The organism is Paenibacillus tarimensis (genome assembly GCF_021532315.1).
Taxonomy (GTDB): Bacteria; Bacillota; Bacilli; order Paenibacillales; family Paenibacillaceae; genus Paenibacillus_I; species Paenibacillus_I tarimensis.
In genome coordinates this window covers 92,656-105,274 of the sequence record NZ_JAKGAO010000013.1, presented here as the reverse complement: position 1 = coordinate 105,274, position 12,619 = coordinate 92,656, and the positions used below count along the sequence as shown (strand labels likewise).

Below are 12,619 nucleotides of genomic sequence, written 5' to 3'. Positions count from 1 at the left end.
ATCTATGGGCGGGCTTTTGGATTGGACAATGAAATCCGTCTCTGCAATTTCCATTTTATGATAAAACAAGCCGGAATTGAAGCACGTTTTTTTTACCGGCGTATCCGCCGCTTGAACGGCTGCCGGATGTTGTCCAAAATTTTCTGATAGAAAGGTTGCACGAAATGAAAGAACATCGTTTGGGATTGCCGCCGAAGCAAGGCCTCTACGACCCGCAGTTCGAGAAAGACGCCTGCGGTATGGGCTTTGTGGCAAACATCAAGGGGAACAAGTCGCACACGATCATTCGTCAGGCGTTAACCGTTCTGGAGAACATGGAACACCGCGGCGGTCAGGGAAGTGAAGCGAATACGGGAGACGGTGCGGGTATTATGCTTCAGCTTCCGCATACGTTCTTCGTCCGTGAGCTGCAGAAGCAGGCTATCACCCTGCCCGCAGAGGGAGATTATGCCGTAGGCATGCTGTTCCTGCCGCAGGATGAAGCGATTCGCGCTGAGCAGGAGCGCCGCCTGGAAGAAATTATTCGTGAGGAAGGCCAGCAGTTCCTGGGCTGGAGAACCGTTCCAACGAATGACGAGAAGCTGGGCGAATCCGCCAAAGCGGTAAAGCCTTATGTCCGGCAGGTCTTTATCGGCCGTGGAGAAGGTGTAGAGGGCGAGCTGCCGTTCGAACGCAAGCTTTATGTTATCCGCAAGCGTGCGGAGCTGGCGATCCGTTATTCGGGTTCGGCAGGCGGGGAGTCATTCTATTTCCCAAGCCTCTCCAGCAAGAAGATTGTTTATAAGGGTATGCTCACGACCGAGCAGGTGCGTTCCTTCTATATTGATCTGAATGATGAAGCGATGGAGACGGCAATTGCGCTTGTACACTCCCGCTTCAGTACGAACACATTCCCTAGCTGGGAGCGGGCGCATCCGTACCGCTACCTGATTCACAACGGCGAGATCAACACGCTGCGCGGCAATGTGAATTGGATGCACGCGCGGCAGACTCTGTTCGAATCCGAACTGTTTGGCGAGGATATGAACAAGATTAAGCCGGTTATTAACCCGGATGGTTCGGATACGGCGATGTTTGATAACACGCTGGAATTCCTGTACCTGGCCGGCCGTTCGCTGCCTCATGTGGCAATGATGATGGTACCGGAGCCATGGTCCAACCATGAGAGCATGAGTGAAGAGCGGAAGGCATTTTATGAGTATCACAGTACACTCATGGAGCCGTGGGACGGCCCTGCCGCCATGGCATTCACGGACGGTACGCAGATTGGTGCCGTGCTTGACCGTAACGGACTGCGCCCGGCGCGATACTATGTTACGAAGGATGATGTTATCATTCTTGGCTCCGAAGCAGGCACGGTTGAAATCGCTCCGGAGAACATTCTGTACAAAGACCGTCTTCGTCCAGGCCGCATGCTTCTTGTCGATACCAAGGAAGGACGCATTATTGCCGACGAGGAGGTTAAGGCGCGTATTGCATCCGAGCAGCCATACAGAGAATGGCTGGATGAGCATCTGGTTGGTCTTGAAGAGCTGCCGGAAGCCGTTGAGCTGCCGGAACCCGACCATAAGACAGTACAGCGTCGCCAGCAGGCATTCGGATATACATTCGAAGATCTGCGCAAGGTGCTGGAACCGATGGCCGGTAGCGGTGTTGAGCCGATCGGCTCAATGGGTTATGATGCTCCGCTGGCTGTTCTGTCCGAGCGCCCTCAGCGTCTGTACAACTACTTCAAGCAGCTGTTTGCCCAGGTAACGAATCCGCCGATCGATGCTATTCGTGAGGAGATTATTACCGCTACGGGAACAACGATCGGACCTGAGCGGAACCTGCTCAATCCAGAGCCTGAGAGCTGCCGTCATATCCGGCTGGCTACGCCGATTCTCTCCAACGAGGAATTCGCGAAGCTGCGCCATATCCGCCGTCCTGGCTTCAAGGCGATTACAATCCCGATCTTCTTCCCCGCAGACGAGGGAGAAGCGGGACTGCGTGCAGCGCTTAAGACAATGTGTGAAGCGGCAGACCGTGTCATTGCGCACGGACACAATATTATCATTTTGTCCGACCGCGGAATCGATAAGGAGAATGCGGCTATACCGGCTCTGCTGGCCGTGTCGGCCCTGCATCACCATCTTATCCGCACAGGCATGCGGACGAAGGTCAGTCTGATGCTGGAATCGGGCGAGCCAAGAGAAGTGCATCATTTTGCTCTCCTGCTTGGTTATGGGGTAAGTGCTGTGAATCCGTATCTTGCCTTTGAATCGCTTGATGATATGATCCGTCAAGGCATGCTGCGCGGCATTTCACATGAGAAGGCCGTCAAGAATTACATCAAGGCAGCTACCAAGGGTGTCGTAAAGATTCTTTCGAAGATGGGGATTTCAACGATTCAGTCTTACCGTGGAGCGCAAATCTTTGAAGCCGTTGGTCTGAAAGAGGATGTCATCGACGAATTCTTCACCTGGACACCGTCCCGTATTGGCGGCATCGGGCTGGATGTTATCGCCGATGAAGCGCTCAAAGCTCACAAGCGCGGTTATGATGATAAGGAAGGCGTAGACCTCGAGCTTGATTCCGGCGGGGAATATCAGTGGCGCAAGGACGGGGAAGAGCATCTGTTCAACCCGCATACCATTCATACGCTGCAAATGTCCACCCGGGCTAATGACTACGCATTGTATAAAAAATATTCCCATCTTGTACAAGGTGAGGATCGCAAATATGCAACACTTCGCTCACTGCTTGGTTTTAAGAAGGGCAACCCAGTACCGCTGGAGGAAGTTGAACCGGTGGAGAGCATTGTAAAGCGGTTCAAGACCGGTGCTATGTCCTATGGTTCCATCAGCAAGGAAGCTCATGAGGCATTGGCCATTGCGATGAACCGCATCGGCGGCAAGTCTAATACGGGTGAAGGCGGGGAAGACCCGGACCGTTTCACTCCAGACGCCAATGGTGATTCCCGCCGCAGTGCGATCAAGCAGGTGGCTTCCGGACGATTTGGCGTAACAAGCAACTATCTTGTGAACGCCGATGAGATTCAGATTAAGATGGCCCAAGGCGCGAAGCCTGGTGAAGGCGGACAGCTGCCAGGTCGTAAAGTATATCCTTGGGTTGCTGAGGTCCGGGGTTCAACTCCTGGTGTCGGTTTGATCTCGCCGCCTCCGCATCACGATATCTATTCGATTGAAGATTTGGCGGAGCTTATTCATGACCTGAAAAATGCTAACCCGCGTGCCCGTATTAACGTTAAGCTTGTATCCGAGGTTGGCGTAGGCACAATTGCAGCTGGTGTAGCCAAAGGCCGTGCTGACGTAATTCTGATCAGTGGTTATGACGGCGGAACCGGCGCTTCGCCAATGGCATCCATGCGCCATGCGGGACTGCCTTGGGAGCTGGGTCTTGCCGAAACTCATCAGACCCTGATGCTGAATAATCTGCGTGACCGGGTTGTTGTTGAGTGTGACGGCAAGATGATGAACGGTCGTGACCTTGCCATCGCTGCGCTGCTGGGTGCAGAAGAATTTGGCTTCTCGACAGCACCTCTTGTAGTGCTTGGCTGTGTCATGATGCGGGTCTGCCAGCTGGACACTTGCCCAGTAGGCGTAGCTACACAGAATCCGGAGCTGCGTAAGAAGTTCATGGGCGATCCGGCATACGTGGTCAATTACATGCGTTTCGTGGCGGAGGAGCTTCGTGAAATTATGGCTGAGCTCGGCTTCCGTACTCTGAACGAAATGGTAGGCCGCTCCGATATGCTGGAGACTAAGGAAGCAATCGGTCACTATAAAGCGAAGGGTCTTGATCTCTCGCCTCTGCTTCATCAGCCGGAAGTGCCGGTTGAAGCTTCGCGCTATTGCGTTCAGGAGCAGAACCACGGCCTTGATGAGTCACTTGACGTACGCGAGCTCCTTCCAAGAGCCCAAGCGGCAATTGAATCTGGAGAAGCAGTACGTGCTACATTCCCGATCTGTAACACGAATCGTGTAGTGGGTACTATTCTTGGCAGTGAAGTAACACGTAAATACGGGCTGAAGGGACTGCCTGAAGATACGATTAACTTCCACTTTGTGGGCTCGGCGGGCCAGAGCTTTGGTGCGTTTGTGCCAAAAGGGATAACGCTGTCGCTTGAGGGCGACTCGAATGACTACGTCGGCAAAGGATTGTCCGGCGGTAAAATCGTCATTGCTCCTTCTCCGAAGGCTACATTCAAAGCCGAGGAGAATGTCATCATCGGCAACACTGCTTTCTACGGAGCGACAGGCGGAGAAGCCTATATCCGTGGGATTGCAGGTGAACGCTTTGCGGTTCGTAACAGCGGTGTGAAGGTCGTTGTAGAAGGCGTGGGGGACCACGGATGCGAATACATGACGGGCGGGCGAGTAGTCGTCCTGGGTACAACAGGACGCAACTTTGCAGCTGGCATGTCCGGCGGTATCGCCTATGTCTACGACCAGGCCGGTGACTTCGTGAACCGCTGCAACCTGGAGATGGTTGGACTGGAGCGTCTGGAGTCTGAGCAGGAGCTGGCGGAACTGAAGCAGATGATTATGAATCATGTCATGTACACGGATAGTGCTCCGGGACAATACATTCTCAATCATTGGGAAGAGGAAGTTCCGAAGTTCGTTAAGGTTATCCCGAAGGACTTCAAGCGGATGCTGGAGCAGATCGACAAGATGCATGCCTCTGGTCTTACCGGGGATGAGGCTCTCCTTGCTGCATTCGAAGCCAATATGCGTGAACTGGCGCGTGCTGGTGGTAACTAAATAAGATGCATATGAGTCTATAGAACTACTATGGTGCTCCCGCTTGCGGGGGCACCATTTTTTTGTTACGAATACCCAATTATAGAGCGTTGAAACATTAGAGTTTTTTTAAGGGTTTCGACAAAAAATTAGAGAAGAGGCTTACATGATACGACAGACAGTGATGATTGCATTCGGTATAATGGCAATGTTGTGATTTCCAACGGATTCCTTTTGAGTTAGAATTCTGTCTACAGATTCTTAAGTCTGAATATTTCCCGTATAGAGATGAGTATATGAACCCAATTCTCAATCATTATTCAATAATATGTTTAAGTATGTAGCATAGCGGGTAATTGGACAGGCTGGGGTAAATCGACAGATGCTGATAGCGTTTAAAGGTTCATTCACAATGAATTAGAACAGTAAAGGCTGGGAGTGTGGGTATGATTAACAACGGAGCTAATCGGCTGCAATCAATTGAGAGTGAACAGAAGACTCTGGACGTATATGAGGTATTGGAACAGCTTGGCATACCGAAGGCCAAATGGATTGAATTTTACATAAGCAGTGCACAGGAGGCAGCCTCGGGTGAGTGAAAGCTTAACCGTTAATAAGGAGCCGGAACGGACTGGCCGCATTAGGATGCGGGTTCGTAAAGGTTCCTTTTTTCTTTGTTTTACTGACAAATGATCCTACATCTATCCGGAAAAGGTGGAATTTTGGAGAAGACGGCTGGAGGTTTACGGGATAACACGTTGGATTGTGTCATATATAAGGAATCTTAATAAAAAAACGCTTGACATGTTACAGATTGTATCGTAAATTAAGAGTGCAAAATGATACAGAACGTATCCTAAATGAGGAACTAAAAATGTAGCAGAGGACGGTACAACCTAATGACTGGCTTATTAACTTTAGAGAAGTTGAGGGCACAGAGCCAACTGCGCATCAAGCTATCCGATATCGCGCAAGCCGTAATGTCGGTGGTTGAAGTGGCAGGCAGCCGGGTTCAATCAGGTGAAAGGCCGATATTAATCACGACTCTCGACGAACAAGGCCTGAGCATGCTGACATCGCTGCGATTTCCAGTACGTCAAGATTACAAGTTAGGTTTCCAAATTTCAATCAACGGACACAAATTATACCTGACTGGCGAATGTATATGGCAAAGGGAAGAAGGCAGCAGCCTGTACCGCTATGGGGTCCGGTTCGTACAAAGTGTGCAGGAACGTGAAGCATTATGGTGCCAACTGGCCGGCTATAGTCATCCGGTGCTTCCAGACCGCAATCAGATTCATGAGCTGTACAACAAGATGAGCAGTATAGAATCGGAATTGGAGCTGTCGGCATCCATGAACATGGTCAGCTGATGGGCTTTAACCAAAGTTCCAAGGAGTACGTGTGCCATGATTGATACACATTGTCACATTTTGCCCGGATTGGATGACGGTCCGGCAGGCTGGGAAGAGTCGATACGTATTGCAAGAATCGCCTTTTATGGAGGCATACAGACAATAGTAGCGACTCCGCATCACGGAAACCGGCATTACTGCAATGCGGCAGCCAATATTCAAGATTCTGTTAACCGTATGAATGAGAGGTTGAAACAGGCTGGCGTGCCGGTGCTGGTGCTGGCTGGGCAGGAATACCTGCTTGGTGAAGATTACCGTGAAGAGCATCTCGCCGGGCGGCTTCAGAGTCTGGGAGGAGCAACGCCTTACCTTCTGGTGGAACTGCCGTCTGAAGAGGTTCCAGCTTATTTTGGGCCTTTCGTTGAATATATGCAGCGCTACGGAATTACAGTCGTGATCGCACATCCGGAACGCAACCGGCAGTTTATGCGAAGGCCTGAACAGATGTATGGATGGATTGAAAGAGGTGTTCGTTTTCAGGCGACTGCTCATTCCATACTGGGACTGAATGGCAGAAAGGTTCAAGCGGCGGTCCAGGAAATGTGCCGTTACCGCTGGATACAGCTGATTGCTTCAGATGCTCATAATACCCGTACTAGGGGCTTTCAGCTTCGTGAGTCGCTTGTGCGAGTAAGGCTGGAGTATGGAGGGGAATTCGCGGATCTGTGCGAAGCAAACGCTGAGCATGTGATTGCAGGCCGTGAGTTGATTGTAGCCGATCCGGTGAAGCCGCATCGCAAACGGACGCTGCTTGGCCGGATATGGGGCGGCAGCAACTGAAGTAGAATCTGGATGATGAGAGAGGAGTTTGAAGATGAACTTGGATATGAAGGATTTATTGCGGATCATTCGCAAGCGGGCATGGATTATCGGGCTGTTGATTGTAATTGCAGGGAGTGCGGTTGGATTTTATTCCTACCAATATATAGAGCCGGTATATGAAGCTTCCTCCAAGGTGATTGTTAACAAAACCCGGATCGTTGAGGGGGTTGAGGATGTAACTTTCCAAGACCTTAATGCCCAGGTACAGATGATCGGGACCTATAAGGAAGTGGTCAGAACACCATGGCTGCTGGATGATGTCGTACAGAAGCATCCGGAGCTTCAGACTACTTCGTCTGAGCTGGCAAGCAAGCTGGAAGTAAGCTCACCGGCTGGCACACAGGTCATGACCTTCAAGATCTCGGACACGGATTACAGCAGAGCGGCTAATATGGTCAATGCGGTAACGAGTGAATTTGTGGCCAAGATGCCGGAGGTTATGATCGATAACCTGACCGTGCTGAACCGGGCGAATCCCGAAGCGACACCGGATCCGGTTAGCCCCAACCCGGAGCTAAACATTGTGATCGCGGTCGTACTGGCACTTATAGCTGGCGTAGCCATTGTACTGATTGTTGAATACTTCGATGATTCAATCCAGTCAGAAGAAGTAGTTCGTGATTATCTGGATCTGCCGACATTGGCAGTAATTAACCATATCAAGGCATCGGACCTGAAAGGGACGAACCGTTATCCGACCAACAAGACGCAGAAAGCAGGGGAGGCAAACTATGCTGCGGCAAAATCTTAAACAGGCGATGGTTACGGAGATTAACCCATTCTCACCGGTTTCTGAATCGTTCAGAGCACTTCGCACGCATCTCCAGTTCATTGATCAGGACGAGCCCCTCCGGGTTATTACAGCGGCTTCCGCTGCCAGCGGGGAAGGCAAGACAACAACCTTGGTTAATCTGGCGATAGCTTATGCACAAGAAGGCAGAAGGGTCGTCCTTATAGACGGCGATCTCCGCCGGCCAAATCTGCATCATGTATTTGCAGAGAGCAACCATATCGGTCTCTCCAACTGTTTGCGTGACAAGCTGGAAGCAACTGAGGTAATGAGGTCAACTGCAATCGGAGGATTGTTCTTGATACCGTCAGGTCCGATTCCTCATAACCCGGCAGAGCTGCTCGCAAGCGGCCATATGAGAGAGGTTGTCGAACAGCTTAAAGGTAAAGCGGATGTCGTGCTGATCGATGGGCCGCCTGTATTGGCCGTTACCGACTCCAAGCTGATCGCATCCTATTGTGATGGTGTAGTGCTTGTTGTTCACACCTCCAAGTCCAAGCGTGAGCTGGTTAAGAAGGCGAAGGAGCAGCTTGAAGCGGTCAAAGCACGGGTGCTTGGCGTTGTTCTTAACGGACAGAAGCATCAGGCGAATAAATCGGTGTATCAATACGAACGGGCTGCCAAGTAGCAGCCGGTCACTTTTACAGGATATAAGGGAACATCAGCGCTTATAACCGGGATTATTGTCTCGTGCAGGTGCTAAGGTAATGCCTACCAGACCTTTATCATTGTAGGCACTCGGCCGTGCTGTGGGCGATAATCGCCTTAGACGTTAATCGTCAAGGGTGCGGTGATGAGGAGGGGTTAGATGCCCCGATGCATGGCGGAGCCAGCGGATACGCTCGCTTCGCCATGCGCCTTTTTTTATCAGCAAAATGATACAATCTGTATACATGAGGCTCGATAGAAACTTAAGGTATGGGGTTAAAGCTTAACCTTGTACCTTGACTTTCTATTGAATGGGAGAAGTGTGTAATGAGAACTCCGCTCGCGGGAAATGCAGCCGGCCGCTTGAAGATGGGCTCCTTCGGCAAGCAGCTGGCCGTACTGATGTCCGGTACGGCACTGGCACAGGTCATCACGATACTGTCTGCACCAGTGCTCAGTCGTCTGTTTACGCCGGAGAATTTCGGTGTGTTTACCTTCTATAGCTCGATTATCAGCGTGCTCTCCATAGTGGCGGGGGGCAAATACGAAATTGCTGTTGTGCTTCCCGAGAAGGACGAGGATGCAGTGAACGTAATGGGGTTATCCATTATGCTCGCATTCATCACATCACTGCTGTCCGCGCTCTTGCTGGGCGGAGCGATGTGGGTGAATGCGCCAATTACCGCGCAGATGGATACGTGGTGGCTGCTGTGGATTCCGGCAAGCATTCTTGCCATCGGAATCTATCAGAGCTGCAACTACTGGAGCACCCGTCAGAAAACGTTCCGCAGACAGTCTGTTTCACAGGTTGTCCGCTCGGTTGGCGTTTCGGGCACTCAGCTGTCGACAGGGTTTGCCGGGTTAGGCGGGGCCGGATTAATCTTAGGCCAGCTGCTCGGACAATGGGTAGCGACGATGACCCTGTTTGTGCAGACCTGGCGTGAAGACGGGAAGGCCATTCGCGATAAGCTCAGCATGAAGAAAATGCTGGCGTCAATCAAGACGTATAAGCAGTTTCCTCTCTTTAATATGCCGCAGGCGTTCATCAATGCGATGTCTCAGCAGATGGCGCCTTTTTTGCTTGCTGCTTACTATGGATCTGCTGCGGTTGGTTTGTACGGCTTGTCGCTGCGGCTGCTGCAGATGCCGATTAATGTGATCAGCCAGTCGATCCGTCAGGTGTACCTGAAGCGAGCATCAGATGTGTTTAACCGTAAAGGCAAACAGTTTCCCCTCTATGTGAAGACAATCTTGTCACTGGGTGCTGTTGGCATCCTGCCGGTATGTATCCTGGTAGTCTGGGGACCAGAGCTATTCGCTGTCATATTGGGCGAGCAGTGGCGTGAGGCCGGTGAATTTGCCAGATGGATGATCTTGTGGCTGTACCTGGTTTATCTGAATCCGCCGGCATCGGTGACTGCACAGGTGCTTAACCTCCAGCAGCTGGTTCTGGTATTTGAAGTCTTTCTGTTCGCTGCGCGCTTCCTGGCGCTATGGCTCGGTTTTGTTTACGGCACAGCGCTGACAAGCATTGTATATTACAGTCTGACAGGCGTTTTGTTCCAAATGACTCTCATTGCGGGGATGGGCTGGTTCGCCTACCGCCATGATAAACAAATCAAGCAACAGCTGAAAGAGGTCGATGGGAAATGATAGGGCTCAAAAAACAGATGGTGAAGATGAAGCTGAGCAGCCATCAGCATGTGATGGATAAATTTCACCAGCTTAAAAAAGTGGAACAGCTTGACGCTGCAGCGATGAAGGCAACACAGGATGCACAGCTGACGAAGCTGCTGGAGCATGCTTATGCGCATACGGGCTATTACCGTAAGCTGTTTGAAAAGCATGGTGTGATGGCAGGCGGCAAGATCAGGCTGGACCGGTTTGATCGTCTGCCTTTCCTGACAAAGGAAATTATGCGTGACGAGTTTGAAGGGCTGAAGTCAGATGACCTCGCAAGCCGCAGCTGGTATGAGAATACATCGGGGGGCTCGACAGGCTTCCAGGCCAAGTTCCTGCAGGATAATGTATATAAGGATTGGGCACAGGCGAATAAGGTGCTGTTTGACGAGTGGAGCGGCAGGGGGATCGGGGACAAGCAGATTCGTCTCTGGGGCTCCGTCCGGGATCTGCTGGTCGGTAAGGAAACCTGGCGCACACAGGCGGGCCGCTGGCTGCGCAATGAAATCTGGTTGAATGCCTACAACATGACAGCCGACCGGATTAGCGAATATGTGAATACAATTAACCGGTTCAAGCCGGTTCATATTCTGTCTTACGTAGAGAGTATATACGAGCTGTCCCGGTATATCCGCCAGAAGGGAATCAGAGTCCATTCGCCGCGCGGTATCATGACGACAGCAGGCGTGCTTACGCCGGAGATGCGGGAAATGATTGAAAGCACATTTAATACCCGCGTATTTAACCGGTACGGCTCCCGGGAGGTTGGTGATATTGCCTGTGAGTGCGATAAGCATGAAGGGCTGCATATCAGTGAATACACGCACTATGTCGAGATCGTCCGTGATGACGGCTCGCTGGCTGAACCCGGCGAGATCGGTCATATAGCCGTTACTCAGCTTACCAATTATGCCATGCCGCTAATTCGTTACCGCATCGGGGACATGGGGGCCATGTCGGAGCACCGCTGTTCATGCGGCCGTCCGCAGCGGATGCTGCGCGAGGTGACTGGCCGTGAGAGCGATACGTTCTATACACCGGGCGGCGGCAAAGTGCATGGCACCTATTTTACGCAAATCTTCTATCCTGAGCAGTGGATCAAGCAGTATCAGGTTGTTCAGGAGCAGATTGATGAGATTGAGGTCAAGATTGTCTGCGAGGAAGGCGCAGTTGCGCTGAACAGCCGTAAGGACCGCTTGGATGCTGTCAAGAGCAGCATTAAGCGGGCGATGGGAGATACCTGCCGGATTACGTTCACATTTACGGATCACATTCCGGCAACGGCGTCAGGCAAATACCGGTATACGATTTCGAAGGTGGATCCGTCCAAGCTGGCGGAAACAGGGGAAGACAGCCGTGAGCCGGTTGGAATCGGATAATAGAAGCAAGGAGACCGCTATCTTATGAAGAAAATCGTATTCATCACGCCTTCACTGCGCGGCGGCGGCGCTGAACGTGTCGTCGTCCATCTTCTGCGGCATATGAACCGTGACAATATCAAGCTGGGGCTCATTGCGCTTAAGCTTGAGGGTCCTTATGTCAGCCATCTGCCGGATGATGCGGAAATTGTCGATCTGGGGACGCGCCGGGTGAGGCACAGCATCGGCAAGCTGATTAAGGAGCTGAACCGGATGCAGCCGGATGTGGTCGTATCCACGCTAGGACATTTGAACGTTGCGCTGCTTGCGCTGCGGCCGTTTCTGAAGAATAAGCCCAAGATCGTGCTGCGTGAAGCCAACGCACCGAGCTTTGCCATGCGCAAGGGTAAGGGCGGCGTGAAGCTGTACCGGACCCTGTACCGGATGTTCTACCCGAAGGCGGACCGCGTGATCGCCCTCTCAAGAGGGATGGCGGATGACCTGCTTTCCTTCTCAAGGATGCCAAAGGATAAGATATCGATTATCCACAACCCGGTGGTAACAGAGGAGATTAAACGGCAGGCAGACGAGCCGCTGGATCATCCATGGCTGCGCGAGAAGGGAGCCGGACGTGAGCTTCCGGTATGCATCAGTGTCGGCAGACTGGTGGAGCAGAAGAATTATGATATGCTTCTCCGTTCGTTCGCCAAGGCTGTAAGGCAGACACCGGCCAGGCTGATAATCCTGGGTGAAGGCCCCAAGCGGGAACACCTGACCGCGCTGATCAAGGAGCTTGGCCTTGAAGACAAGGTTGAGCTGGCAGGCTTTACGGGTAATCCGTATGCTTACATGGCCCGCGCAGATTTGTTCGTCATGAGCTCCAGCTTTGAAGGCATGCCGAATGTGCTGCTCGAAGCGCTTGCCGTCGGGCTTCCGGCAGTGGCCACTGACTGCATCGGCGTGCCGGACGTGCTGGATGACGGTCGGTACGGCACGATGATTCCTGTAGGGGCAGAGGATGCGTTAGCCGAAGCGATTGTGAACGCTCTACAGCAACAGACGGCGGATATCGGTGACCGACAGCGTGAGCGGGCCAAGCAGTTCCATATTGAGAAGATAGCAGGTGAATACCGACAGCTGTTAACCAGCGTGTGAGGTGAA

At 52.0% G+C, this 12,619-nt stretch carries 9 protein-coding genes; all 9 read left to right on the top strand.

Annotation, left to right across the window (positions count from 1 at the left end):
• Positions 1-164 precede the first annotated feature (164 nt).
• The 9 genes from gltB (at position 165) to L1N82_RS15245 (ending at position 12,613) form a co-directional block, all read left to right on the top strand.
• Positions 165-4,766 carry a glutamate synthase large subunit gene (gltB, locus tag L1N82_RS15285; RefSeq protein ID WP_235288318.1) on the top strand — a complete coding sequence of 1,534 codons (4,602 nt, stop codon included), beginning with the start codon at positions 165-167 and terminating at the stop codon, positions 4,764-4,766.
• 425 nt (positions 4,767-5,191) lie between these two features.
• On the top strand, positions 5,192-5,344 hold the full coding sequence (locus L1N82_RS15280; protein WP_235288317.1) for a hypothetical protein: 153 nt from the start codon (positions 5,192-5,194) through the stop codon (positions 5,342-5,344).
• 300 nt (positions 5,345-5,644) lie between these two features.
• The gene (locus L1N82_RS15275; RefSeq protein ID WP_235288316.1) at positions 5,645-6,118 is read left to right on the top strand and encodes a PilZ domain-containing protein; all 474 of its coding nucleotides are present in this window, start codon (positions 5,645-5,647) and stop codon (positions 6,116-6,118) included.
• Between the two features lie 36 nt (positions 6,119-6,154).
• Complete coding sequence (locus tag L1N82_RS15270; RefSeq protein WP_235288315.1) at positions 6,155-6,940, top strand: tyrosine-protein phosphatase; 786 nt, start codon at positions 6,155-6,157, stop codon at positions 6,938-6,940.
• 46 nt (positions 6,941-6,986) lie between these two features.
• Positions 6,987-7,733, top strand: coding sequence for a YveK family protein (locus L1N82_RS15265; protein WP_235288314.1), 747 nt, complete (start codon positions 6,987-6,989; stop codon positions 7,731-7,733).
• A complete protein-coding gene (locus L1N82_RS15260; protein WP_235288313.1) occupies positions 7,714-8,400 on the top strand; it encodes a CpsD/CapB family tyrosine-protein kinase in 687 nt (228 codons plus the stop codon). Before L1N82_RS15265 ends, L1N82_RS15260 begins: the two co-directional genes overlap by 20 nt.
• 347 nt (positions 8,401-8,747) lie before the next feature.
• On the top strand, positions 8,748-10,073 hold the full coding sequence (locus tag L1N82_RS15255; RefSeq protein WP_235288312.1) for a lipopolysaccharide biosynthesis protein: 1,326 nt from the start codon (positions 8,748-8,750) through the stop codon (positions 10,071-10,073).
• Positions 10,070-11,479 carry a phenylacetate--CoA ligase family protein gene (locus L1N82_RS15250; RefSeq protein WP_235288311.1) on the top strand — a complete coding sequence of 470 codons (1,410 nt, stop codon included), beginning with the start codon at positions 10,070-10,072 and terminating at the stop codon, positions 11,477-11,479. Before L1N82_RS15255 ends, L1N82_RS15250 begins: the two co-directional genes overlap by 4 nt.
• 24 nt (positions 11,480-11,503) lie before the next feature.
• Entirely contained in the window at positions 11,504-12,613 is a 1,110-nt protein-coding gene (locus L1N82_RS15245) for a glycosyltransferase (protein WP_235288310.1), read from the top strand.
• Positions 12,614-12,619 lie beyond the last annotated feature (6 nt).